The organism is Stenotrophomonas sp. YJH_SMC_17 (genome assembly GCF_059371655.1).
Genome location: NZ_JCAFUU010000008.1, coordinates 103,184 through 126,410 on the forward strand (window position 1 = coordinate 103,184; position 23,227 = coordinate 126,410).

22 protein-coding genes are annotated in these 23,227 nt (G+C 67.5%); 7 read left to right on the forward strand and 15 right to left on the reverse strand.

Annotated elements, in window-relative coordinates; all coding sequences use genetic code 11:
• Positions 1 to 331: 331 nt before the first annotated feature.
• From AC5P8Z_RS17640 to AC5P8Z_RS17655, 4 genes are all read right to left on the reverse strand, one after another.
• Positions 332 to 1,648: an ABC transporter permease gene (locus AC5P8Z_RS17640; protein ID WP_295566283.1), complete on the reverse strand. Its 1,317-nt coding sequence runs from the start codon at positions 1,646 to 1,648 to the stop codon at positions 332 to 334.
• Positions 1,649 to 1,660: 12 nt separating this feature from the next.
• Complete coding sequence (locus AC5P8Z_RS17645) at positions 1,661 to 2,818, reverse strand: ABC transporter permease (RefSeq protein ID WP_286070663.1); 1,158 nt, start codon at positions 2,816 to 2,818, stop codon at positions 1,661 to 1,663.
• Positions 2,819 to 2,832: 14 nt separating this feature from the next.
• On the reverse strand, positions 2,833 to 3,522 hold the full coding sequence (locus tag AC5P8Z_RS17650; protein WP_495229628.1) for an ABC transporter ATP-binding protein: 690 nt from the start codon (positions 3,520 to 3,522) through the stop codon (positions 2,833 to 2,835).
• A gap of 102 nt (positions 3,523 to 3,624) precedes the next feature.
• Positions 3,625 to 4,872 (reverse strand): efflux RND transporter periplasmic adaptor subunit, encoded by a 1,248-nt coding sequence (locus tag AC5P8Z_RS17655; protein ID WP_495229629.1) that lies wholly within the window; start codon positions 4,870 to 4,872, stop codon positions 3,625 to 3,627.
• A gap of 202 nt (positions 4,873 to 5,074) precedes the next feature.
• On the opposite strand from AC5P8Z_RS17655, the gene AC5P8Z_RS17660 reads away from it, so the two are divergent.
• Genes AC5P8Z_RS17660 through AC5P8Z_RS17675 form a run of 4 tightly spaced genes read left to right on the forward strand, consistent with a single transcriptional unit; the run spans position 5,075 to position 8,579 of the window.
• The gene (locus tag AC5P8Z_RS17660; RefSeq protein WP_286070666.1) at positions 5,075 to 5,971 is read left to right on the forward strand and encodes an ABC transporter ATP-binding protein; all 897 of its coding nucleotides are present in this window, start codon (positions 5,075 to 5,077) and stop codon (positions 5,969 to 5,971) included.
• Positions 5,968 to 6,750, forward strand: coding sequence for an ABC transporter permease (locus AC5P8Z_RS17665; protein WP_495229630.1), 783 nt, complete (start codon positions 5,968 to 5,970; stop codon positions 6,748 to 6,750). The genes AC5P8Z_RS17660 and AC5P8Z_RS17665 overlap by 4 nt, the downstream gene beginning before the upstream one ends.
• A gap of 6 nt (positions 6,751 to 6,756) precedes the next feature.
• Positions 6,757 to 7,980: a sensor histidine kinase gene (locus AC5P8Z_RS17670; protein WP_495229631.1), complete on the forward strand. Its 1,224-nt coding sequence runs from the start codon at positions 6,757 to 6,759 to the stop codon at positions 7,978 to 7,980.
• The gene (locus tag AC5P8Z_RS17675) at positions 7,977 to 8,579 is read left to right on the forward strand and encodes a response regulator transcription factor (protein WP_005407733.1); all 603 of its coding nucleotides are present in this window, start codon (positions 7,977 to 7,979) and stop codon (positions 8,577 to 8,579) included. The genes AC5P8Z_RS17670 and AC5P8Z_RS17675 overlap by 4 nt, the downstream gene beginning before the upstream one ends.
• A 534-nt stretch (positions 8,580 to 9,113) precedes the next feature.
• On the opposite strand, the gene AC5P8Z_RS17680 is transcribed toward AC5P8Z_RS17675, so the two are convergent.
• The 9 genes from AC5P8Z_RS17680 to AC5P8Z_RS17720 form a co-directional block, all read right to left on the reverse strand.
• Complete coding sequence (locus AC5P8Z_RS17680; RefSeq protein ID WP_286070670.1) at positions 9,114 to 9,650, reverse strand: cytochrome b; 537 nt, start codon at positions 9,648 to 9,650, stop codon at positions 9,114 to 9,116.
• Complete coding sequence (locus tag AC5P8Z_RS17685; protein ID WP_495229632.1) at positions 9,647 to 10,750, reverse strand: catalase family peroxidase; 1,104 nt, start codon at positions 10,748 to 10,750, stop codon at positions 9,647 to 9,649. The genes AC5P8Z_RS17680 and AC5P8Z_RS17685 overlap by 4 nt, the downstream gene beginning before the upstream one ends.
• A 216-nt stretch (positions 10,751 to 10,966) precedes the next feature.
• Positions 10,967 to 12,334: a leucyl aminopeptidase family protein gene (locus AC5P8Z_RS17690; RefSeq protein ID WP_286070672.1), complete on the reverse strand. Its 1,368-nt coding sequence runs from the start codon at positions 12,332 to 12,334 to the stop codon at positions 10,967 to 10,969.
• A gap of 3 nt (positions 12,335 to 12,337) precedes the next feature.
• The gene (locus AC5P8Z_RS17695; RefSeq protein ID WP_495229633.1) at positions 12,338 to 13,057 is read right to left on the reverse strand and encodes an HAD family hydrolase; all 720 of its coding nucleotides are present in this window, start codon (positions 13,055 to 13,057) and stop codon (positions 12,338 to 12,340) included.
• Between the two features lie 260 nt (positions 13,058 to 13,317).
• Complete coding sequence (locus AC5P8Z_RS17700) at positions 13,318 to 14,427, reverse strand: AI-2E family transporter (RefSeq protein WP_495229634.1); 1,110 nt, start codon at positions 14,425 to 14,427, stop codon at positions 13,318 to 13,320.
• Between the two features lie 67 nt (positions 14,428 to 14,494).
• Positions 14,495 to 14,950, reverse strand: coding sequence for a protein sip-5 (locus AC5P8Z_RS17705; protein WP_286070675.1), 456 nt, complete (start codon positions 14,948 to 14,950; stop codon positions 14,495 to 14,497).
• Positions 14,947 to 15,417: a phage holin family protein gene (locus AC5P8Z_RS17710; RefSeq protein ID WP_088023523.1), complete on the reverse strand. Its 471-nt coding sequence runs from the start codon at positions 15,415 to 15,417 to the stop codon at positions 14,947 to 14,949. Before AC5P8Z_RS17710 ends, AC5P8Z_RS17705 begins: the two co-directional genes overlap by 4 nt.
• Before the next feature lie 8 nt (positions 15,418 to 15,425).
• Complete coding sequence (locus AC5P8Z_RS17715; RefSeq protein ID WP_004137828.1) at positions 15,426 to 15,791, reverse strand: hypothetical protein; 366 nt, start codon at positions 15,789 to 15,791, stop codon at positions 15,426 to 15,428.
• 101 nt (positions 15,792 to 15,892) lie between these two features.
• Positions 15,893 to 17,326: a Do family serine endopeptidase gene (locus tag AC5P8Z_RS17720; protein ID WP_495229635.1), complete on the reverse strand. Its 1,434-nt coding sequence runs from the start codon at positions 17,324 to 17,326 to the stop codon at positions 15,893 to 15,895.
• 490 nt (positions 17,327 to 17,816) lie between these two features.
• Here AC5P8Z_RS17720 and AC5P8Z_RS17725 point away from each other — a divergent pair, with 490 nt between their 5' ends.
• Positions 17,817 to 18,686 carry a histone gene (locus AC5P8Z_RS17725; protein WP_495229636.1) on the forward strand — a complete coding sequence of 290 codons (870 nt, stop codon included), beginning with the start codon at positions 17,817 to 17,819 and terminating at the stop codon, positions 18,684 to 18,686.
• A 107-nt stretch (positions 18,687 to 18,793) separates the two neighbouring features.
• Positions 18,794 to 19,477, forward strand: a complete 684-nt coding sequence (locus AC5P8Z_RS17730) for a hypothetical protein (RefSeq protein WP_495229637.1) — start codon at positions 18,794 to 18,796, stop codon at positions 19,475 to 19,477.
• A gap of 15 nt (positions 19,478 to 19,492) precedes the next feature.
• Here the strand turns inward: AC5P8Z_RS17730 and AC5P8Z_RS17735 are convergent, their stop codons facing one another.
• The gene (locus tag AC5P8Z_RS17735; RefSeq protein WP_286070679.1) at positions 19,493 to 19,852 is read right to left on the reverse strand and encodes a DUF1428 domain-containing protein; all 360 of its coding nucleotides are present in this window, start codon (positions 19,850 to 19,852) and stop codon (positions 19,493 to 19,495) included.
• Between the two features lie 91 nt (positions 19,853 to 19,943).
• Complete coding sequence (locus tag AC5P8Z_RS17740; RefSeq protein ID WP_286070680.1) at positions 19,944 to 22,346, reverse strand: S9 family peptidase; 2,403 nt, start codon at positions 22,344 to 22,346, stop codon at positions 19,944 to 19,946.
• A 210-nt stretch (positions 22,347 to 22,556) separates the two neighbouring features.
• On the opposite strand from AC5P8Z_RS17740, the gene AC5P8Z_RS17745 reads away from it, so the two are divergent.
• A complete protein-coding gene (locus AC5P8Z_RS17745; protein WP_286070681.1) occupies positions 22,557 to 23,129 on the forward strand; it encodes an OmpO family porin in 573 nt (190 codons plus the stop codon).
• Positions 23,130 to 23,227 lie beyond the last annotated feature (98 nt).

The window sequence follows — 23,227 nt, forward strand, 5'->3', positions numbered from 1 at the left end:
GATTCTAGAATGTTTCCATTCGTAACTGTTTGCTTCCGTGCCGCTGAATGAGTGCGAACATGAATCGCAACCAACAATCCACAGATGCGCTGTGCGCAGCGTCACACGCGTTGCATCGGGGATGGGCAGAGGCATCCATAGCGGCAGATTTCCGGATATCTGTAGCCGCGCGTGTGCGCATGCTTCCCTCCACGCATGGCGTGGATCTACTGGATCCAGAGTGGGGTCAGATCCCTTCGCGCAGCGAAGGAATCTGACCCCACCAATGAAAAAGGGACGAAGCTTCCGCTTCGTCCCCCTGCAATGTGCGCGTTGTACCAGTGCGAAATGCTCAGGTTTCGCGCAACGCCGTGGTGATCGGCAACCGGGCCGCGCGCAGCGCCGGGAACAGGCCACCGACCAGGCCGATGCCCAGTGCCCATTTCAGGCCGGTCCACAGCAGTTCCGGCGACACATGGAACTTGAACACCACCGCGCTGAAGTTGCTGCCGATGGTGGACACGCTGTAGCCATTGAACAGCAGCCACGCCACCGCGCACCCCAGCAGACCGCCCAGCAGCGCCAGCAGCATCGTCTCCAGCATCACCGCGGTGACCACCGGCAGGCCACGGAAGCCGATCGCGCGCATGGTGGCGATCTCGCGCGCACGCGTGGCAACAGCCGCATACATGGTGTTGAGTGCGCCGAACACCGCACCCACCGCCATGATCGTGCCGATCACCTTGCCGAGGATGTCGATCAGCTTGGTCAGCCCGCCGCCCTGCTTGCTGTAGTAGACACGGGTGGTTTCCACGTCCAGCTTCAGGCGCGGGTCGGCGGCGACCGCCGCCTTGAACTGCTCGAAGCCGGCCTTGCCATCGGTACGCACGCTGATCGACTGCCAGGCACTGCGCTGGTAGGTGGTGGCCAGCGTATCGGCGTCTGTCCACAGTTCCGAATCATGCGCATCGCCGGTGGCGAACACGCCGACCACGGTCCAGGTCTGGTTGCCCAGGGTCAGCGTCTTGCCCACGTCCATGCCGCGGAACTGGCCCTTGGCGCCCTGGCCGACCACGATCTCGCGCAGGCCGGTGGCGAACTTGCGGCCTTCGATGATCTTGACCTTGTCATGCACGGCCCAGGCCTGCGGGCCGACGCCGCGGAACTGCGCGTTGACGTCGGTGCCATCGGCCTTCGACACCAGGTTGACCACCTGCGACAGCTCCGGCGACAGCAGAGGCCTGCCTTCGCCATCGCGGCTGATGCCGGGAAGGGTGGACAGCGTCGGCACCTGCTCGCGGGTGATGACCGAATTGGTCTCGGCCTGCGAGCCGCCGCGCAGCACGATGGCGGTGGTGTCGTCGCCGGTGTTGTTGAGCGTGGCCTGGAAGCCTTCGCCCATGGCCAGCATCGCCACCAGCACGCCGACCACGCCGGCAATGCCGACCACGATCACCGAGGAGGCGCCCCAGCGCTGCGGCAGACTGGCCACGCCGATGCGGGTGGCGGCCAGTGCCAGCCGTCCGCCACGGGTCAGCAGCAGCCACAGGGCCACCAGCACGGCCACGGCCAGCACGCCGATCCACGGCAGGCTGATCCACAGCACCAGGCCGATGACCAGCAGCAGTACGGTCAACGCGTTGCCGGCCCACTTCTTGAACTTTTTCATCTGCAGGTCTCCTCAGCGGCCGGCCAGTGCGTCGACGATCTTCAGGCGCTTGGCACGCAGCGCCGGCAGCAGGCCGACGATGATGCCGATCACCACGATCAGGCCCAGCCCCATCAGCCAGGTGGGCGTGGGCACGTGTGGCGGCAGCAGGCCCATGCTCTTCGGGCCGATCGCCGGCAGGATCAACGCGGCCAGGCCCATGCCGATCAGTCCGCCCAGGCCGATCAGCAGCACCGACTCCACCATCACCAGGGTCAGCACGGTGCTGTCCTTGAAGCCCAGCGTCTTCAACGTGGCCAGCTCCGGCACGCGCTCGCGCACCGCCTGCGCCATGGTGTTGCCGGTCAGCAGCAGCAGGGTGAAGAACACCGCGCCCATGATCGAAGTGACGATCATGCCGATGTCGGCGAACTGCTTGACGAAGGCCTGCTGGAACGCTGATTCGGTCTGGGTCTTGGTCTCGTGGTCGGAGTTGGCCGAGATCGCATCGATCGCCTGCGCCACCCGCGAGGAATGGTCCGGATTGTCCAGCGTCACCGTGTACCAGCTCACCTGGTTCTTGATGTAGTCGTTGGATTCATCGAAGTACTTCCAGTTCATCATCAACTGGCGTTCTTCGTTGGCGGCCAGCGCGCGGTCCTTGGAACGGTAGATGCCCTTCAGTTCCAGCGGCCAGTCGTTGCTGCCGCCACGCGGGAAGATCGTGGCCTGCAGCGGGATGGTGTCGCCGATCTTCCAGCCGAACTGCTTGGCCAGCGATTCGCCGACGATGGCGCCGGTGCGGGTCTGCTTCCAGTCTTCCAGCTGCGCCGGGTCGATCTGCAGCTCGCGGTAGACATCGAAGTAGTTGGGCGACACCGAGAAGTTCGGGAAGAAATTCTTCGGGTCCTGGTAGATGCCACCAAACCACATGCCATAGGCCACGTCGCGCACGCCGGCTACCTGGCGGATCTGGGTTTCCAGGCGGATCGGCAACGACTGGGTGATCGACAGCCGCGAGGCCACCACCAGGCGGTTGGCGCCTTCCACGCTGCCGCCGGACGAGAACGCCACGCGCACCGAGTCGAGCATGCCGAACAACAGGAACGCGGCCACCACCGACAGCAGGGTCAACAAGGTGCGCGTACGGCTGCGGAACAGCTGCGCCCACACCAACGAGAAGTATTTCATCGCGGTGGCCTCCGTCAGTGGGCCAGCGGCGCGTCGGCCAGCTCGCCCTTGTCCAGGTGCACCGTGTGCGTGGCGTACTCGGCGGCCTTCGGATCATGGGTGACCATGATGATGGTCTTGCCGTGTTCGCGGTTGAGCTGCTGCAGCAGGCCCAGGATCTCCTCGGCCGATTGGCGGTCGAGGTCGCCGGTCGGTTCGTCGCAGATCAGGAAGGTCGGGTCGGAGACGATCGCGCGGGCGATCGCCACGCGCTGCTGCTGGCCGCCGGACAGTTCATTCGGGCGGTGGCTGCGGCGGTCGGCCAGGCCAACCAGAGTCAGTGCGATCTCCGCATTGCGGCGGCGCTGCGCCGCATTGAGGTGGGTCAGCAGCAGCGGCAGCTCCACGTTCTTCTGGGCGGTCAGCATCGGCATCAGGTTGTAGAACTGGAACACGAAGCCGACGTGGTGGCTGCGCCAGGTCGACAGCTGGCCGCCGCTCATCTGGTCGATGCGCTCGCCTTCGATGCTGATTTCACCGCCACTGGGGTTGTCCAGGCCGCCGATCAGGTTGAGCAGGGTGGTCTTGCCCGAACCGGACGGGCCCATCAGCGCCACGAAGTCGCCACTGGCGATGTTCAGGTCGATGCCGTGCAGCACCTGTACTTTCTCGGGGCCACGCTGATAGGTCTTGGTGATGTTGCGCAGTGAAACCAGGGTCGACATGGATGGTTCTCCACGAAAGGCGGGAAACGGGGAAGCACACCTGCGGTCGCCGCAGGCGTGCGTCGAGCGGTGTTGCCGGCGGCGCACGTTGGCGCCAGGCCGTTACTGCGCTTGTTTCTGTTGCACCTTGGCGCCATCGCGCAGGGTGTCCGGCGGGTTCACCACCACCGATTCACCTGCGCTCACGCCCTTGAGGATCTGGCGGTCCTTGCCCATCGCCTGGCCGGCCTCGACCGTGCGCTGCTGCACGCGGCTCTCGTCACCCAGTACGAAGGCCACCGGCGCGCCGTCGCGCTGGACCACGGCACCGCCCGGCACGCGTACGCCCTGCGGCTTGGTGGCGGTCTGCGGCTGGGCTTGTTCCAGGAAGCTGACCCGCACGCCCATCTCCGGCACGATGCGCGGGTCCTTCACCTTCAGCGCCACGCGCACCTTCACCGTGGCCTTGCCGCGGTCGGCAGTAGGAATGATGGCGATCACTTCGCCCGGAATCTTCCACTCCGGGTAGGCATTGAGCGTGGCTTCCACCGGCATCTTCGGCTGCACGCGGCCGATGAAGGCTTCGCCGACCTCGACCTCGATCTCCAGCGAATCCATATCGACGATGGTGCCGATACCGGTCCGGGTGAAGCCACCGCCGGCCGACAGCGGCGAGACGATTTCACCCGGCTGCGCCGCCTTGGCGGTGACCACGCCGGAGAACGGTGCGCGTACCACGTTGTTGTCCACGCCCAGGTCGGCGATGGCCAGCTGGTCGCGTGCCACCCTGACGTTGCGCTGCGCAGTATCCAGCTGCGCACGCAGGCTGTCGCGCTGGGCCACGGCCTGGTCGTACTGCGAGCGCGACACCAGTTGCTGGCCGACCAGCGCCTGCAGGCGGCTGGCTTCGGCGGCGGCCTGCTTCTGCTGTGCCTCCAGCCCTGCCACCTGGCTGCGTGCGGCCTGCAGCTGCGAGGCATACAGGCTGCGCTGCGCATCGGCATCGATCGGGTCCAGGGTGGCCATCACCTGGCCGGCCTCGACCCGCATGCCTTCCTCGATCATCACCTCGCGCACCTTGCCGGTGATCTTGGCCGACACCGTGGCCATGCGCCGGGCGACCACGTAGCCGCTGGCGTCGAGCACCGAACTGCTGGCGCTGCCCTGCTGGATGGCCACCGCAGGGGCGGTTTCCACTTCCACGGCCGGTGCACGGCCGAACAGGAAGGCGACGGCGGCGGCGGCCAGCAGCACGATCACGATGATCGCGATCCACAGCCAGCGGCGGCCACCTCCACTGCCACCGGAGGCGGGCGGCGGCGACTTGCGGTCGATACGGAGTTCCTTCAACAGCTCGGCAGAAGCGTTCATTCGTTCCATCACAGGCGTTCGGGCGGGTGTGGCCGGAAGAGCGGACGGCAGCGGTTCCGGCGGTGAAGCGTGCGGCACAGCATGAAGGCAGGCACAGCGATGATGGCAGTGACAGCTGTCATCCGATGACATTGACGGCGGCAACTGCGAAATGTGACCACGGCGGCACAGGATGGCAACGTCCCCGCTACCGGTACCGCCCATGGATCCGATCGCCCCGTCGCTGGCCCGCCTGCAGCAGGTGCAGGTGCGCTATCGCGACCATACCGCCCTGCATGGCATCGACCTGCAGGTCCGCGCTGGCCAGGTGCTGGCATTGCTGGGCCGCAACGGTGCCGGCAAGAGTACCGCGATCAGCGTGCTGTTGGGCCTGCGCCGCGCCGATGCCGGCCAGGTCGAGCTGCTCGGCGGCGACCCGCAGCAGCGGGCCAGTCGATTGGGGCTGGGCGTGATGCTGCAGAGCACGAACCTGCCGCCGATGCTGCAGGTGGACGAGCTGGTGGCCCAGGCCAGTGCCTGTTACCCCGACCCGATGCCGTTGCAGGAGGTACTGCAGCGCGCCGGACTGCAGGCGCTGGCGCGCCGCCGCTACGGCCAGCTGTCCGGTGGCCAGCAGCGCGCCGTGCAGTTCGCCATTGCGCTGTGCGGCCGTCCGCGGGTGCTGTTCCTGGACGAGCCCACCACCGGGCTGGACATCCAGGCGCGGCAGGCGATGTGGCAGGCGATCCGGCAACTGGTGGCCGAAGGCTGCGGCGTGTTGCTGACCACCCACTACCTGGAAGAGGCCGAAGCATTGGCGCAGCAGGTGGTAGTGCTCGAACGCGGCCGGGTTCTGGCCGACGCGCCGCTGGGCGAACTGCGCCTGGCCGACCGGCCGCGCCGCATCCGTTGCCGCAGCGTGCTGCCTGCTGAAGACGTGCAGCAGTGGCCGGGCGTGCAGCAGGTGCAGCGCGACGGCGAGCACCTGCAGCTGCTGGCCAGCCCGGCCGAACCGGTGGTGGCCCGCCTGCTGGCGGCCGACGCGCAGTTGCGTGAGCTGGAAGTACAGGGCGCGGCGCTGGCCGACGCCTTCCTCGACCTGACCCGGGAGGCCGCATGAACACGATGACCCGTACCGGCACCGCACCGGCGCCGTCGTCTGCCTGGCGCCAGGCCCTGCGTCCGTACCGCGCTGAGCTGGTGGCCGAACTGCGCCGCGCCTGGCGTACACCCGCCTTCGCCGTACCTTCGCTGCTGTTCCCGGTGTTGTTCTACCTGCTGTTCGGCGTGCTGTTGGGCCGTGGCCACGCTCCGCTGTACCTGCTGGCCACCTACTGCGTGTTCGGCGCGATGGCTCCGGCCCTGTTCGGCTTCGGCGTGCAGCTGGCCCTGGACCGAGAAGGCGGGCTGCTCACGCTCAAGCGGGCGCTGCCGATGCCGCCGGCGGCGCCGCTGCTGGCGCGACTTGCGATGGCCGTGATCTTCGCGCTGCTGGTGGCCTCGTTGTTGATCGGCGTGGCATCTGTGCTGGGGGGGGTGCAGCTGCACGCCCTGCAGGTGCTGCAGCTGCTGGCGGTGGCGGGCCTGGCTGCGCTGCCGCTGGGGGCGATCGGCCTGCTGATCGGCAGCCATGTCAGTGCCAGCGCAGCGCCGGCGATGGTCAACCTGGTCTACCTGCCGCTGGCGTTGCTGTCTGGCCTGTGGCTGCCGCTGTCGGCGCTGCCCAAGGTGTTTTCGATGATGGCACCGCTGTGGCCAACCTGGCACCTGGCCCAGCTGGCGCTGCCGGTGGTCGGGTTGCCGTCTGCGGGCAGGGTCGCCGGCCATCTGCTGGTGCTGCTGGCGGTGACCCTCGTGGCGTTGCTGCTGGCACGGCGCCGCCTGCGCCGGATCGGCTGAACTGGCATGATCGGCAGCGATCGTCCCCGCCTGGATCCTCCCGTGCCACCGAGCTGGCTTGCCTCACTGCTGCGTCCCGCGCCGGATTCGGCGGTGGCCGACAACCTGCGCCGCGGCAAGCCGGCCTGGGCCGATGCCATCCACCTGCTGTGGACGGTGTGGGTGTTCATGACGCCGCTGTTTTCAGGGGGGTACACGCTGCGCTGGCTGTGGTTCACCCTGGCCAGCTATCCGCTGTTCCTGCTGTTGTATGCGCGCCTGCTGCTGTCGCCGCGGCACCATGCGCCCCGCTATGCGCTGGCGATGACCGCGCTGGCGATCGTGCTGGTGCCCTGGTACCCATCGGGCATCAGCTACTTCATTTTCGGCTGCGTGATGCTGCGGGTCTGCGGTCGCAGCAGCTGGTGGCGTTATCTGTTGCTGCTGGCCGTACTCAACGCGGTGTTCTACCTGGTGGCCCACTTGGCACACTACCCGTGGCAGAGCCTGGTCTGGGTGCCTGCGGTGTCGTTCATCATCGGCATGGTGGTGAACGTGGAGACGGTGAACAAGGAAAAGGATGCCGCATTGCAGCTTTCGCAGGAGGAAGTGCGGCGGCTGGCCACCACCGCCGAGCGCGAGCGCATCGGCCGCGATCTGCATGATCTGCTCGGCCATACCCTGTCATTGATCACGTTGAAGCTGGAACTGGCGCGCAAGCTGCACGACCGTGGCGATGCCCGTGCGCGGCAGGAGATCGGCGAAGCCGAGGACATCGCCCGCGAAGCACTGGCCCAGGTACGCAGTGCGGTCACCGGCATCCGCGCCAGTGACCTGGCCGGCGAACTGGCCTCGGCGCGCCTGCTGCTGGAATGCCAGCAGGTGCACCTGCAGTACGCACCTCCACCGCCGATGCCGGTGGACGTGGAGCGCGGACTGGCGCTGGTGCTGCGCGAGGCGGCAACCAATATCGTTCGCCACGCGCAGGCGACGCAGGCGCGGGTGGAATTCATGCTGGAAGGGCGAATGCTGGCGATGCAGATCTGCGACGATGGACGTGGCGGGATACAGGCTGAAGGCAATGGCCTGTGCGGCATGCGTGAGCGTGTGGCGGCACTGGGCGGGCAGTTGGCGCTGCAATCGGTACGGGGCGACGGCACCGTGCTGACCGTGCGTGTGCCCTTGGTCGCAGCGACCACGCCGCTGCCGCCGGCTGCACCACCGTCTCTGGCTCAGGACGGTGCCGCATGATCCGCATCCTGCTGGCCGAAGACCAGGCGATGGTGCGCGGCGCGTTGTCGGCATTGCTGGGCCTGGAGCCGGATATCGAAGTGCTGGGCAGCGCCGCCGACGGTGAGGCTGCGTGGCGCATGCTGCAGCAGCTGCAGCCGGACATCCTGGTCACCGACATCGAGATGCCGGGCCTGTCCGGGCTGGAGCTGGCCCAGCGCATTGCCCGCCATGAACTGCCGATCAAGGTGGTGATCGTGACCACGTTCGCCCGTGCCGGTTTCCTGCGCCGCGCGCTGGAAGCTGGCGTGCTGGGGTACCTGTTGAAGGACGCGCCGGCGGAGAACCTGGCCGATGCACTGCGCAAGGTGAAGCAGGGCATCCGCGCGATCGACCCGCAGCTGGCACTCGATGCCTGGTCGCAGGCCGACCCGCTGACCGACCGCGAACGCCGCGTGCTGCGCCTGGCAGGCGAGGGCCGTACCGCCAGCGAGATCGCCGAACAGCTGGGGCTGTCGCACGGCACGGTGCGCAACTACCTGTCCGAGTGCATCGGCAAGCTGGGCGTGGCCAATCGCATTGAGGCGTACCGGCTGGCGCGGCAGAAGGGGTGGTTGTAGCGGATCATTTCCGCGCCTGCGGAGAGGTGTCACTTTCTTTGCTCGTGCAAAGAAAGTAACCAAAGAAACACGCCGCCAGAGCGCGAGCCGTCGCTCCGCGCCGGTTCCCTGCGCTTCTCGGTGAATCAGGGGACGGCGCCGAACTCGCTGCGCTCAGACATCGGCGCCTCTGCGCCCCTGATTCCCCTGCGATGCTCGGCTCGCTCAAGGCGGACCCAAGAGCAAAAGCCGCAGCTGCACCCATTAGATCCACGCCATGCGTGGATGCTCTAGCCGTTGATCTTGCCCTTCCAGTCCGCCTTCAAGCGAGCCGAGCACCGCAGGTCCGGCGAGGGCGAAGAGGCGCGGGTGTTTGAGCGCAGCGAGTTCCCGCGCCGTCCCTCGACGGGCCGAGGAGCACAGGGCACCGGCGTGCGCAGCACGTCGGCTCGCGGCCGGCGGAGCGTTTCTTTGGTTACTTTCTTTGCGCGCAAAGAAAGTGACACCCCTCCGCGGGCGCGGAAACGATCCGCCGGGAACTCCCGGCGAATCCTTTCAATCCTTCCCGCGCGCCATCGCCTGGAACACGCCATCGCGCCGCACCCACAGGTGGAACAGCGCCGCACCCACGTGCATCAGCACCGTGGCGAACAACACATACGCCAGCAGGCTGTGCGCATTACGCAACGCGGCATACAGCGCCGGAGTGTGCGGCACGATCGGCGGCAGGTGCAGGCCGCCCCCCAGCACGATCGGGTAACCGCCGGCCGACAGCATCGCCCAGCCGATCAACGGCATCGCCAGCATCAGCGCATACAGCATCCAGTGCGAGGCCTTGGCGGCCATCACCTGCCACACCGGCAGGTCCGCTGGCAGGGGCGGTGGGCGATGGCGCAGCCGGTTGTACAGACGCAGCAGCACCAGTGCGCCGATGGCGATGCCCAGCGGTCGGTGCAGGTCGATCAGCATCGGCCGCAGGTGCAGCGAGGCGACCATGGTCACGCCGATGAACAGCATGGCGATGATCATCAGCGCCATGGACCAGTGCAGCACGCGCGCCAGCAGGTTGAAGTGGCCGTTGCCGGTGTTCATCGCGCGGCCTCCTTCGGTTGCTCGACATTGCCGCTGGCGCGCTCGCGCTCGCGACGGTTGAACGACTGCGAGTACACCGCCGAGCGGGCGGCCAGGATCGGATCATCGCTGCCGCGCACGCCACTGGGCAGGAGCAGCGGATCGAAGTTGATCTGGCCGCAGGCACCTTCCTCCTGCGACTGCATGCGGTCCAGGCTGAGCACGCCGGCCACCACCTGATCGCGCGATGCGGGCCACGGCACCGACGGATCATCGATGGCATCGCCAGGCGCGGCGGTGGTGACGACCAGGTTCCAGCGCACCGGGCCATTGGCCAGGCGCTGTTTCAGTTCCTGGCTGAGGAAATCGACGCTGGCCTGCTTGCGCGTTTCCGCATCCATTTCGACCACCGCCGCCTGTGGCTGCCAGCGCCAGCGCACCGCGCGTTTCTGGCCCTGTGCATTGGTGAACCAGAAGCTGTTGACGCTGTTGAAGGTGGTGTCGGCCCAGCTGCTGGTCCACGGCGCCGTCTTGGCCCACTGCTGGAAGGCCTGGGCACTGGGATACTTCGCCAGCACCGCCGCCATCTTCTGCGGGTCCGGCTTGCCGGTGGCCGGGTCGGGAATGGAGGCGCGCGTCTGCTCGTAGAACGCTTCGGCGTTGGGCACGGCGAAGAACGGGAAGCTGTTCATCGCCATGCGCCATTCCTGGCCGTCATCGCTGACCATCTGCACCGCGATGCTGCGCACCCGTGCGGTGTTGTCGGCGCCGTAGGGATCGCCGCCGCCGATCGACAGGCGTCCCATCACCGGTACACGGCGCTGCGAGAACACCCGCGCGCTGGACAGGGTGGGGGCCTGCGCACTGGGTTCGAACCAGCCGCTCACGCAGATGCCCTTGCTGTGCGCACGGCGAAAGCCGGGATGGGCCGGGCCGGTAGCTTCGATGGTGTCGGTGAAGCGCTGCGCGGTCAGGCGGTTGCCGATCCAGCCGGCCAGCCAGGCGAAGGTCAGCGCGACGCCACCCAGAATGAGTGCGATCAGCGCGATCCAGAGCAGCGGCGAATGCCTGCGGGGTGCGCCGGGCGTCTGGCCGGCGCGGGTGTAGCGGAAGAGTGACATGGTCGGAGTCCTGCCTTCACGGAGCGTGTGGGTGGTCGACCCTCACATCCTCGCAGAACCCGGCCGCGGCCGAAATTCAATTTTTCGTCAAACTTCCAACGCGCCCCGAACGCTTGGGTAGCGTCGACTGTCAGTCGACTTTCGCGCGCAGCGCGGGGCTTTCAAGGCCCATCCCTGCCCCGGCGCTCGGGCCGGGGCAAGGCGGGTGTGCGTGCCTCAGGCGTAACGCGCCTTCAGCATTGCCCATGCCGAACGCAGCGCCAGCGCTTCGCCACCGGCCGGCCGGCCCGGGCGTTCGCCGTCGTTCCAGGCGTACACATCCAGATGCGCCCAGCGCTGGCCGTCTTCCAGGAAGCGTTCCAGGTACAGCGCGGCGGTGACCGAGCCGGCCATGCGCGAGCCGGCGTTGGCCAGGTCGGCGATGCCGCTGGTCAGGTAACGCAGGTAGGGGCGCCACAGCGGCATGCGCCAGACCGGGTCGCGGGTCGCGTCACCGGCCTGCAGCCACTGCTGGGCCACCGTATCGTCGTTGCTGAACAGTGCCGGCAGGTCCGGGCCCAGCGCGATGCGCGCGGCGCCGGTGAGGGTGGCGAAATCCAGCACCAGGTCCGGCTTCTGCTCGCTGGCGAAGGTGAGCGCGTCGCACAGGATCACGCGGCCCTCGGCATCGGTGTTGTCGATCTCCACGCTCAGGCCCTTGCGGGTGGCGATCACTTCGCCCGGGCGGAACGCATCCGGACCGATCGCGTTTTCCACCGCCGGCACCAGCAGGGTCAGGCGCACCGGCAGGCCGCGTGCCATCACCAGGCCGGCCAGGGCCAGGGCATGCGCAGCGCCACCCATGTCCTTCTTCATGTTGCGCATGCCGTCGGCCGGCTTGATGTCCAGGCCGCCGGTATCGAAGCACACGCCCTTGCCGACCAGCACCAGCGACGGATCGGTGTCCTTGCCCCAGCGCAGCACGACCAGGCGCGGCGCGCGGTGCGAGGCGCGGCCCACGGCGTGGATGGCCGGGAAATTCTGCTTCAGCAGCGCATCGCCGGTGATCGCTTCGACCTGCGCACCATGCGCATCGGCCAGGGCGCGCGCGGCGTCTTCCAGCTGCTGCGGGCCCATGTCTTCGGTCGGAGTGTTGACCCAGTCGCGCACGCGCAGGCTGGCGGCAATCAGGTCGGCCACTTCGCCGGTCGGCGCGGCCACCAGCTGCGCCGGCGCGCGGTGGCGCTTGCGGTAACGGTCGAAACGGTAGCTGCCCAGGCCCCAGCCCAGCTGCAGCAGCGCCTGTTCGGCGGCCGGCAGGTCGCTGGCCAGCTGCCACACGCTGCCCTCCGGCAGCGCGTGCGGCGCATGCGAATAGCTGTAGGCATCGGCACGATCACCCACGCCCATCACCGCACCGGCCAGGCCATCGGTGCCGGGCAGCAGCGCGGTGCTGAAGGCGCCGGCGGTGAAGCCCTGCGATGCGAGCCACGCCTGGATGGCGGCCGGCTGGCTGTCCTTCCATGCCGCGAACTGCTCGCGGTCCAGCACGTACAGCGGCAGCGCTGCGGTGGTGTCGGCGGTGAAACCAGTGATCTCGCTCATGCGTCAGATACTCCGGGATGCGGCGGCGTCGAGGTTGGCGTCCAACCAGTCGGCCAGGCCGGTAAGGGTGTCGAACTGCAGGTCGGGCTGCAGCTGCGGATGGGTCCAGGTGGCTGCGTCGCGGTTGATCCAGCAGCCGCGCAGGCCGGCGGCAATCGCCCCGGCCACGTCCATCTCGGCATGGTCGCCCACGTGCAGTACCTGTGCCGGTGCCACACCCAGGCGGGTGCACGCGGCGTGGAAGATGCTGGCCTCGGGCTTGGCCGCGCCGTGTTCGCGCGACCCCAGCTGGAAGGCGAAATGATGGGCCAGGCCGATCCGCTCCAGGTCGGCGTTGCCGTTGCTCAGCGCCGCCACCGGTACCCGTGCGGCAATGCGCGCCAGCGCATCGATCGCATCGGGGTAGCACTCCACCTGGTTGCGCGCGGCGTAGAACACTTCATACGCCGGTTCCAGCAGATCGAGGCTGGCACCACTGTCGTGCAGTGCTTCGCGCAGGGTCAGCCGGCGCAGTGCGCTCAGGTCGTGGTGGAGGTGCGGATGGGCGTGGTACAGCCGCTCGCGCAGTTCGCGCATCGCCTCCACCGGATACATCGCGGCGGTAGCCGGGCTGTGTTCGCACATCCACGCGTGCAGGACCTGTTCGATGCGGACGCCGATCGGAGCGAACGGCCACAGCGTGTCGTCAAGGTCGAGGGTGATGGCTTGGACGGGGAAATTCACCCCGCCATTCTACCCCTGCCCGCGAGGGCTTTCATGCGACGCGGCGGGCGGGGGCACGGGCGCTGGGCCGGGTCAGCGCAGGTTGTACGAGCAGGCGATGGTGGTCTGGCCGTCGAACTGCTGCACGTCCAGGTTGTGTCGGCCCACTTCCCTCGTGTAGGTGCCCGCCACCGGGTCGGACATCCGAGAAGGGGGCCAACGTCTGCCATGTCATTCCTGTTTCGGGTTCCGCCATCGGCGTCCACCGTTTGCCGATCCCGTCATTCCAGCAGCCGTGCCCAGCCCTGCATGCCGTCCAGCCGCGCCAGCACCAGCTTGATGCAGACCAGCAGCGGCACGGCCAGCAGCAGGCCGATCATGCCCCAGGCCCAGCCGAACACCATCAGTGCCAGGATCAGCACCAGCGGCGACAGCTTCATGCGCCGGCCCAGCACGATCGGGGTCACCATCTGCCCTTCCAGGGTATGCAGGCCCAGGTAGGCGGCAGCCGGCAGCAGTGCCTGCAGCGGGTCGCGGAACTCGACGAAGCCCATCAGCAGCATCAGTGCCACGCCGATCAGCGGGCCCACGTACGGTGCGAAGTTCAGCAAAGCTGCCACCGTGCCCCACAACAGTGCTTCCTGCAGGCCGATGCCGAGCAGCATCAGCACGCCAGCGAACACCAGCCCGACCAGTGTGTTGATCACGCTGATGGTCAGCACGTAGCGCGAGACCTCGCGCTCGATCGAACGCAGGATGCCCGTGGTGAAGCGCTGCTGCTGGCGGCTGGGGAACAGCGCGATCGCAGCGCGTTGCAGGCTTTGTCCGTAGATCATGAAGAACAGCGTGAGCAGCACCACCGCCAGCACCGAAGCGGCCAGCCGCGGTGCGCGGGTCAGCATGCGGTAGGGGTCGTCCAGCTGGGTGCGGATCACCTGCACCTTGTGGTTGCTGTCACCCCCGGCCACGCGGGCGAAGTTCTCCGCCGCCTGGTTGGCCTGCTGCACCGGCTTGGTCAGGTCCTGCACCTGGCGGGCGACCTTGCGCAGCTGCTGCGGTGCTTCCTGTGCCCAGTCCATGGCCGGGCCGATCAGCTGCACTGCCAGCGAACCGGTCACGCCCAGCCCGGCGCCAAGGATCAGCAGTGCGCCCAGCGCACGCGGAATCCACAGTTTCTGCAGCAGGCGCAGGATCGGGTTGCCGACCAGCGCGAAGAACATCGCCAGCAGCACCGGCAGGATGATGTCCTGTGCCGCCCACAGGGTGTAGCCCACGGCCAGCGTGGCCAGTACCACCAGCGACATCGGCCCGCGCGGGCGCGACAGCGGCGGCAGCGGTGCGTCGGACTGTTCGGGGGCGGCCGGTGACGGGGACAGGAGGGACTCGCTCATCGACGCATCAACCGGAAAGGGGAGCGCATTATCCGCCGGCCGCGATCGGCGCGGCGGATTACATGCATCAACGTTCGGACAGCTCGGTGGCCGCTTCGGCCGGCCGCGGTTCACGCAGTTCCGTTTCCGCGGGCGGCTGGGGCGACGGTGCAGGTCGCGCGGCGTTCGCCGACGTCGCCGCCTGCGCCTGTTCGCTGGCCGCGTCGGCTTCTTCGGCCGCATCGTCGGCGGCGGCCGTGGCCTGCGCCGCCATCGCCGTGGCGAACGCCGCCTGTGCGCTGGCGAACAGGTTGGAGACCGAACCGACCATCTGCAGCCAGCGCGCGCCATTGACCTTGCCCGGCACCTCCAGCTTGCCAGCGATGAAGCCACCGGCAAGGCCGACCACCACGATGCGCAGCGGCGACCAGCCCTGGCGCCAGACCTGGCTGAGCGTGGACCAGTGGTCCTGGGTTTCGCCCAGGCGAACGGTCACCACCTGTTCGCAGCGTTTCACCCGCCGTTGCAGCGCACCGAACTTCATGGCTTGCCCTCCGGCAGCTGCACGCCGGCATCGGGATCGTCTTCGCTGGGCTCGTCGAACAGGCCCAGGCGTGACAGTTGGCGCCGGGTGGCGTGCATGCCGGTGTGGTGGAAGAAGTAGGACACCCGCCAGATCGCATAGCCGGTCACGGCCAGGCTCAGCAGCGAGGTGATCAGCAGGGCCTGCAGCCAGCTCAGGCCCCAGCTCTGCAGCAGGGCGATGAGGGTGGCGGCCATCAGCAGCCAGGCCGAGGCACCGAACACGATCGCCACGCCAGCCCAGGCCAGCGCCCGACCGAACGCACTGCGTGCCAGCGCGAAGTCGGCCGAGGCCAACCGGCGCAGCGAACGCAGCGTGTGCTTGGCCGAATCGGCAGCGGCACGACCGGCCGCGCCGACCTGGCGGATGCTCTCATCCAGCGGCGGGGTGGCCGCTGGATCAGGCGCTTGCGCGTTGTCTTCGCTCACGCCGCGGCTTACTTGTCGCTGCTGCCGCGGGCCAGCTTGGCAATGATCCAGCCGGCAGCGAAGGCGACGCCGAACGAGGCCAGCGGACGTTCACGGATCAACTCGGCAGCGCTGTCGATCAGGTCCTTGCCCTTGTCCATCAGTGCATCCACCTGTTCCTTGGCGGCGGCGCCACCGAACTCGGCGGCGGCGAGGCCGGACAGTGCGCTGTCGGACAGTTCAGCCTTGACGTTGGCCTTGCCGATGCGAAGTTCGTCGGTTGCTGCACCGGTTGCGCCCTTGATCGCACCGCCGGCAGCGCTGGCGGCCTGCTTCAGGTGGGAACCGGCTTCACCCAGGTGGTCCTTCAGGTTCTCGGTATTGGTGGGGCTCATCGAATCACTCCTGTTGCGATGGGGGAACGGGTGTCGGCGGTGCCGACCTGGACGGACAGCAATAGCATTGCCGGGGTATAGGGGGTGTTACGGCAGGGCGATCAGCGCATCACGAGCTGCCCCTGCTGCTGGCCATTGTTGCGCAGCACGCGCAGCACCAGCGTCGGTGGGCGCTGCTGGAAGTTGGCACGCCAGCTGGCCAGGTCGGTGAACTCACCTACGGTGGCATCGCTGATGATGTCGCCCTGCTGCAGGCCGTTGCTGGCCGCGCGGCTGCCGCGCTTGACCTCGCTGACCAGCACGCCGTTGGCGCCAGACTGGCGCAGCGACTCGGGCAGGTCGACGAAGGTGGCCCCGCCCAGGCGCGGGTCCAGGCTGTCGCCGGTGACTGCGCGCGCCTGTTCCTTCAGCGTCGCCTTGATCTGCAGCGGCTTGCCTTCGCGGCGCACATCCAGTGCCAGCGGGCTGCCGACCGCCGCCAGGCCTTCCACGTTGTGCAGGGCTTCGGCGCTGTCCACGCGCTGGCCGTTGGCCGACACCACCACGTCGCCGGGCTTCAGCCCGGCTGCGGCGGCGGCCGAACCAGCCAGCACGCGGGTGATCAGTGCGCCACGGGTTTCGCCCAGGCCCAGGCCCTGCGCGATCTGCGCGGTCAGGTTCTGGCTTTCCACGCCCAGCGTGCCGCGCACCACCACACCGTGCTTGACCAGCTGGTCGACCACGCTGCGCGCCAGGTTCGACGGAATCGCCAGGCCCAGGCCGATGTTGCCGGCCATGCTGCCCTGCGGGTTGAAGCTGGCCGTGTTGATGCCGACCAGCTGGCCCTGCAGATCGACCAGCGCGCCACCGGAATTGCCGGGGTTGATCGACGCATCGGTCTGGATGAAGTTCTGGTAGCCCAACCCGCGGATGCCGCTGCGGCCCACCGCCGAGACGATGCCCGAGGTAACCGTCTGGCTGAAACCAAACGGGTTGCCGATGGCCACCACGAAGTCGCCCACGCGCAGTTGATCGCTGTTGCCGAGCTTGATGTCGGTCAGGTTCTGCGCCGGGATACGGATCAGTGCGATGTCGGTGTCGCGGTCCGAACCGAGGAACTCGGCCTTGACCGTGCGCCCGTCGGCCAATGTCACCTGCACGTCATCGGCGTTGTCGATGACGTGGTGGTTGGTCAGCACCAGGCCCTCCTTGGCATCGATGATCACGCCCGAGCCCAGCGATTCGTTGATGCGTTCCTGCGGGATGTCCGGGAACAGGCGGCGGAAGAACGGGTCGTTGAAGAAGGGGTTGCGCACGCGCACCACCTGCTTGGTGTTGACGCTGACCACCGCCGGCATCGCCTTCTCCAGCATCGGTGCCAGTGACGGCACCTGCTGCCCGGCCACAGCGGCCGGCAGTGCCGCCATGGTCGGCACCACCGCCGGCAGCGGTGCGGCGTCGGCACGGTTGTCCAGGTGGGCGTTGATGCCGGTGGCAACGAAGCCACCGAAGGCGGCGGCGATTGCGAGCGTGAGCAGGGTGGGTAGCGGTCGCATGGGAGTCGGTTCGCAGGCGGGGATGGGGGCGGTCGGGCTCTACGGTAAAACAAGCTGAATGAGTGTGTCGCGATCTGGATAAATGCGCCATGAAAAGCACGGGCGCAAATGGCGGGTCCGGAGCCTGGCATCGGACCTGCGGTGACACGCGCCAACATGATCGGGACACCGCCGAAGGCCGCCGTGCGCTGCGCGGGCACAGACGGATACTTGCGCAGTTCCGCGCAGGGAGGTGCCGCACTGCGCCACAACGCAGGCCTGTCGCTGCACGTGTGCAGGTACGCGCAGCGGCGGCGATCCACCCGGTCGGCGGCGGCGCACAGACCTTAAAAAAAGGGGTTTCCTGAAAACCTGCCATACCGCGAGGGGTGGTGGACTACACCATCACCGTCGCAGCAGATGCGATTGCTGGTGCATGCCCCGTTCCACGATCGTCAATGTCGGTATAGCATCGCCCCGTTTTGATACTTAAGGCCCGCAGGAGGGCAACATGAGCAACGGTAATGGTGTGTCGGTCGTGACCGACGCCGTCGAGAACGTCAAAGAAGCCGCCACCAACGTCGGCGAGACCATCGCCCACGCTGCCGAAGACGCAGTGAAGTCGGTCAAGAAGACCGTCAAGCGCGCCACCAAGGCTGCCGGCACCCGCGTTGCCAAGGCCAAGAAGGCCGTGGCCAAGGTCGAGAAGACCGTTGCCAAGAAGGCCGAAAAGGCTGCCAAGTCGGTCGGCAAGACCGTTGCCAGCGCCAAGAAGAAGTTGGAAGCCGCCAAGAAGAACGCCAAGGCCGAAGCTGCTGCCCTGAAGAAGGAAGTGGCCAAGAAGAAGGCTGCTGCAGGCAAGGCCGTGACCAAGAAGGCTGCTGCTGCCAAGAAGACCACCAAGGCCGCCACCAAGGCTGCCGGCAAGAAGGTCGCCACCGTGAAGAAGGCCGCCACCAAGAAGGCCGCCGTCGCGAAGAAGACCGTTGCCAAGAAGAGCGCGGCCGCCAAGAAGGTTGTCGGCAAGAAGGTCGCCACCGCCAAGAAGGCTGTGGCCAAGAAGACCGTTGCCGCCAAGAAGGTTGCCGGCAAGAAGGCCGTGGCTGCGAAGAAGGTTGTCGGCAAGAAGGTTGCCGCCACCAAGAAGGTCGCCACCAGGAAGACCGCCGCTGCCAAGAAGGTTGTGGGCAAGAAGGCCGTTGCCAAGAAAACCGCTGCTGCCAAGAAGGTTGTCGGCAAGAAGGCCGCCGCGACCCGCAAGACCGTGGCCAAGAAGGCTGCACCGCTGAAGAAGGTCGCCGCAAAGAAGGCGCCGGCCAAGAAGGCTGCCGCCAAGAAGGCACCGGCCAAGGCCGTGCGCAAGGTCGCCAAGCGCAAGTAATCGCGCCGTGACCGAAGGCCCTGCCACCCACCGGGTGGTGGGGCCTTTCGCGTTTCTGGGACACGGTCTGGGGCAGGATGCAGGTTCTTCCCGCCGGAGCCCCGGGCATGCGTGGTATCGACTTCAGTTCGTGGCAGGGCGTGCTCTCCACGTTGGCCGGCCTGGTCCTGATTACCCTGCTGGGCGTGGGCATCCGCCTGCTGGTGATGCAGACCCTGCAGCAGCGCCGCGAGCGCGAGAACCGGCAGATCAACGAACGGCTGCGCACGCTGATGGCGGCCTACAAGACCCTGGGCGGTTCGTTCACCGGCGAACTGGGCGTGGATCCCCGCCATCGCCGCGACCTGCGCCAGCGCGAAGAGGCTGAAGGCATCGCCGAGCCGCGCTCGGATCGCACGCGCCGCATCCGCGATGCGGTCGAGGCCGCGCTCTCGGACATCCTGCTGCTGGGCACCGACGAGCAGGTGCGGTTGGCGGCGCGGGCGGCCTGCGAGCTGGCACAAGGGCGGCCGGTGCACACCCACGACCTGGTGGTCTCGCTGCGCGACTTCGTGCGCGAGGCGCTCGACCTGGCACCGATCCCGGCCGATCTGCAGATTCCACCGCAGGGCCCGACCCGGCCCGGCGCCAGCGCGGGCGGCAAGGGCCGCAACGAGGGCGACGCCAAGGGGAGCCGTGCAGGGGGAGGCGGTGGCGGCATGGGCGCCGGCATGGGCTGCATGGGTTTCGGTGCCGGCGCCGCATTGGGCGCCGGCCATGCCTCTGCCAGTGACGACACGGATCCGCGCTGAGCGCGTCCGCCGGATTCAGCGGGTCAGCTCGTAGATCGGCACGAAGCCGCCGTAGATCATCCGCGCACCGTCGAACGGCATCGGATTCTTCGCTGGATCGAACCGCGGGTCTTCCATCATCTTTGCCATGCCGGCGTCCCGGGTCGGCTTGTCCGGCCATTCGATCCAAGAAAACACGACCGTCTCGTCCGGCGTGGCTTTCACCGCGCCGAAGAAGTCGGTGGTCTTGCCGTGCGGCACGTCATCGCCCCAGCACTCGACCACGCGCAGCGCGCCGAATTCGATGAAAACGGGATCACCCGTGCGTGCGTGGGCGAGGAACTTCTCCTTGTTGGCGGTGGGTACCGCCAGGACGAAACCATCGATGTAGCTCATTGCCTGCCTCCGGTTGAACCGTGCCGCATGCACGGCCTTCAGCTATCCGACGAACCAGGGCGCCGAGGATCGACACCCCGGCGGGGCCTGTTCAGCCCGGAGCACCGGGCAGCGGCGCCAGTACCGCATCCGGCGGTTGCTGGCCGGCCAGGTGGCGCACGAAGTAGTCCCACATGCGGTGCGTGTAGGTGGCGTCATTGCGGAACAGTTCGTGGTCCTGGCGGGCCAGGTACAGCAGGTCGTAGTCGCGCTGGGCCGTGTTCAGGGCGGCGGCCAGCTGCAGCGTCAGCGCCGGTGGTGCGTTTTCGTCCAGTTCGCCATAGACCAGCAGCAGATGCCCGCGCAGGTTGGCGGCCAGCGCTGCATTGTCGAGTCCGGCAAACGGCGGCGGCACGTCCTCGGCCATGACCGAGTGCGGCAGCACGCCACCGAACAGCCGGTCCATGCCGTGCACGGCACCTCCATACATGCCCTGGAAATTGTGGCTGCCGGCCGAGGCCACGCCCACCTTGTAGAACGCCGGGTAGCGCAGCAACGCACGCGCTGCACTGTAGCCGCCGAACGAGTGCCCGTAGATGCCGACCCGCCGCAGGTCGATGCCCCGGTAGCGTTCGCCCAGCTGTTGCAATGCCGCCACGTGATCCTCCAGCTGCTGATCGGCGCCATGCAGGAAGCTGCTGTCATGGAATGCCTTGTCACGGCCGCCGGTACCGCGCGCATCGATGCTGACCACCACGAAGCCAAGCTCGGCCAGGCTGGCGCGTGACACCGGATTCAATGCGGACACCGCCTCGGCGTACGTCACCGGCGCATTGCTGATGAAGGCGCCCCCGTAGATCGCATCGATCACCGGGAAGCTGCCGTCATCGCGATAGTCGCGGGGCAGGTAGACGGTGGCGAAGATCGGCGTGCGCCCGTCGGCGGCCAGCAGCTGTTCGCGCTGCGGTGGGCGCCACCCTGCGGCCAGCACCGCGCGGTTGTCCGCCGCTTCCAGCACCAGCAGCTCGCGACCATCGTCGCTGGCGCGCAGCACCGTGCGCGGTGGCTGTTCCAGGCGCGAGACCGTATCCACCAGGTAGCCACCGTGCGGTGACAGTGCCTGCGGTGCGCGTCCGCCGAACAGGGCACCGGTACCCGCGTCGGCCATGTGGTCGCTGCCATCGGCGGCCAGGCGCTGGATCGGCCCGCCCTGCAGCGATACCCGGTACAGGCCGCGCACATAAGGATCGTCAGCGTCGACGCCACCGGCACTGAAGTACGCCCAGCCACCGTTTCCGTCCACGCCCAGCAGATCACGGACCACCCAGCGGCCGCGGGTCAGCTGGCGCTGCACCCTGCCGTCGGACAGGCGTACCTTGTAAAGGTGGCCCCAACCATCGCGCTGCGAGAACCACACCAGGGTGTCCTGCCCAGGGAGGATCGCTACCGCCGGCCGGCTGTACGAATACACGTTGAGTTGCAGGCGGGTATCGCTGGCTTCCTCCAGCACGGTGCGCACCGTGCCGCTGTCGGCTTCGATTTCCACCAGTCGCAGGCGCCGCGGCGCCCCGAAGTGTGCGATCACGGCGTACAGCCGGCCTCCGTCCCAGCCCACGATGCCGGCCTCGCTCAGCACGTTCCAGCCCTTGGGCAGCGCGATGTCATGCTGCTGCCCGCTGCCGGTGTCGATCACATACAGGCTGTCGCGCACCTGCTGCGCATCACCCAGCAGGCCCAGCTTCACGGTATGTACGCGCGGTCGCGCACCGCTGGCCGGCGCGCTTTCAAGATAGGGATAGTCCAGCAGCGCACGTTCGTCGTAGCGGATGCCGGCCACGTAGCGGCCATCCGGTGACCAGCCGACCGCGAACGGCCGCGCCGGCAACCGGCCCTGGCGGCGTGGAATACCGCGCAGAGTGACGTCGGGCAGTACGCCATAGCCATGGCCGGGTTCACCGTCGGTGGTCAGCGCACGCGTTGCCGTTCCAGGCGACTGAAGCCACAGGTTGTTGTCGCGCACCTGCAGCCAGGCATCGCCAACGGGCGAAGGCAGCGCATCGGCCGGCGGCCGTGCATCCGGCGAACGCGCGCATTGCCAGCGTGGCCATTGGCAATCGACGGGCACTTCTCCGCTGAACTGCAGGCGCAGGCCATCGTCCGCCACCTGCACGTTGGCCAGGCGCAGGCGTGGCCCGCTGGCACCGAAGGTCGCAACCGCCGCGTCCAGTGCGGCCGGCTCGAACAGGACCTGACGGCTGGCCTTTGCAGGATCGACCAGTACCGCCTGGCGCCGGCCCTGCGCATCTTCGCGCTCATACCAGAAGCGCCCATCGCCCAGCCAGTGGGGCAGGACCGAAGCGTTGCGCAGCGCACCGCGCAGATGACTGTCATGCACGCGTTCGGCGCGCTGGTAGTCAGCTGCCCGCAGTGCGTGTGCAGTGTGTGTCGGGAAGAAGGCAATGCAGGCGAAGACAGCGGCGAGGAGACGCGTCCGCGGCGGATCGGAAACGAGCAAGGCAACCTCCTGTTGCAATCGACGAAGGATCACAGACGCACCCGCGCCGCGCGCGTATGCCAGAGACAGCCTGAATCAAGCCAAAAAATTCAGCAATGCGAAGACCGCTGTTTTCAGGGAGCGTTGTGGCGAATAACGGAGAATTTACATTCCCGATGCGATGGCGCCTTGGCGCTGCTGCACACCATAAGAAAGTAAAGGTGTACCCCCATGAAGAATTCGCTGATTGCTCTGGCCCTGGCCGCTGCCCTGCCGTTCACCGCCTCGGCTGCTGAGAACCTGTCGTACAACTACGCCGAAGCTGACTACGCCAAGACCGACATCGACGCGTTCAAGGCCGATGGCTGGGGCGTGAAGGGTTCGTACGGTTTCCTGCCGAACTTCCACGCGTTCGGTGAGTACAGCCGCCAGGAAATCGACCACACCAATATCAAGCTGGACCAGTGGAAGATCGGTGCCGGCTACAACGTTGAAATCGCCCCGACCACCGACTTCGTTGCCCGCGTTGCCTACCAGAAGCGCGACCAGAAGCACGGTCTGGACTTCAATGGCTACAGCGCTGAAGCCGGTATCCGCACCGCCTTCGGTGCCCACGCCGAAGTCTACGGCATGGTCGGCTACGAAGATTTCTCGAAGAAGCACGGCATCAATCCGGATGGCCAGTGGTACGGCCGCCTGGGTGGTCAGGTCAAGCTGAACCAGAACTGGGGCCTGAACGGCGAGCTGAAGATGAACCGCGACGGCGACAAGGAATACACCGTCGGCCCGCGCTTCAGCTGGTAATTGCTTCCTCGGCGCGCCTGCGCGCTGAAGATGCCTCGACAGGCCCGGCCCATGCCGGGCCTGTTGCGTTGTGACGACCCGAAACCGCAGCTGAGCGT

Excerpts from the sequence above, each read along its gene's own strand:
- AC5P8Z_RS17705 (WP_286070675.1), bottom strand. The coding sequence starts at position 14,950 with ATGAAGTTCGGTGCGCTGCAACGGCGGGTGAAACGCTGCGAACAGGTG.
- AC5P8Z_RS17730 (WP_495229637.1), top strand. The coding sequence starts at position 18,794 with ATGCGTGGTATCGACTTCAGTTCGTGGCAGGGCGTGCTCTCCACGTTG.
- AC5P8Z_RS17690 (WP_286070672.1), bottom strand. The coding sequence starts at position 12,334 with ATGAGCGAGATCACTGGTTTCACCGCCGACACCACCGCAGCGCTGCCG.
- AC5P8Z_RS17650 (WP_495229628.1), bottom strand. The coding sequence starts at position 3,522 with ATGTCGACCCTGGTTTCACTGCGCAACATCACCAAGACCTATCAGCGT.
- AC5P8Z_RS17640 (WP_295566283.1), bottom strand. The coding sequence starts at position 1,648 with ATGAAAAAGTTCAAGAAGTGGGCCGGCAACGCGTTGACCGTACTGCTG.
- AC5P8Z_RS17680 (WP_286070670.1), bottom strand. The coding sequence starts at position 9,650 with ATGAACACCGGCAACGGCCACTTCAACCTGCTGGCGCGCGTGCTGCAC.
- AC5P8Z_RS17725 (WP_495229636.1), top strand. The coding sequence starts at position 17,817 with ATGAGCAACGGTAATGGTGTGTCGGTCGTGACCGACGCCGTCGAGAAC.
- AC5P8Z_RS17665 (WP_495229630.1), top strand. The coding sequence starts at position 5,968 with ATGAACACGATGACCCGTACCGGCACCGCACCGGCGCCGTCGTCTGCC.
- AC5P8Z_RS17720 (WP_495229635.1), bottom strand. The coding sequence starts at position 17,326 with ATGCGACCGCTACCCACCCTGCTCACGCTCGCAATCGCCGCCGCCTTC.
- AC5P8Z_RS17685 (WP_495229632.1), bottom strand. The coding sequence starts at position 10,750 with ATGTCACTCTTCCGCTACACCCGCGCCGGCCAGACGCCCGGCGCACCC.
- AC5P8Z_RS17645 (WP_286070663.1), bottom strand. The coding sequence starts at position 2,818 with ATGAAATACTTCTCGTTGGTGTGGGCGCAGCTGTTCCGCAGCCGTACG.
- AC5P8Z_RS17700 (WP_495229634.1), bottom strand. The coding sequence starts at position 14,427 with ATGAGCGAGTCCCTCCTGTCCCCGTCACCGGCCGCCCCCGAACAGTCC.
- AC5P8Z_RS17660 (WP_286070666.1), top strand. The coding sequence starts at position 5,075 with ATGGATCCGATCGCCCCGTCGCTGGCCCGCCTGCAGCAGGTGCAGGTG.
- AC5P8Z_RS17735 (WP_286070679.1), bottom strand. The coding sequence starts at position 19,852 with ATGAGCTACATCGATGGTTTCGTCCTGGCGGTACCCACCGCCAACAAG.
- AC5P8Z_RS17745 (WP_286070681.1), top strand. The coding sequence starts at position 22,557 with ATGAAGAATTCGCTGATTGCTCTGGCCCTGGCCGCTGCCCTGCCGTTC.
- AC5P8Z_RS17655 (WP_495229629.1), bottom strand. The coding sequence starts at position 4,872 with ATGAACGCTTCTGCCGAGCTGTTGAAGGAACTCCGTATCGACCGCAAG.
- AC5P8Z_RS17670 (WP_495229631.1), top strand. The coding sequence starts at position 6,757 with ATGATCGGCAGCGATCGTCCCCGCCTGGATCCTCCCGTGCCACCGAGC.
- AC5P8Z_RS17715 (WP_004137828.1), bottom strand. The coding sequence starts at position 15,791 with ATGAGCCCCACCAATACCGAGAACCTGAAGGACCACCTGGGTGAAGCC.
- AC5P8Z_RS17675 (WP_005407733.1), top strand. The coding sequence starts at position 7,977 with ATGATCCGCATCCTGCTGGCCGAAGACCAGGCGATGGTGCGCGGCGCG.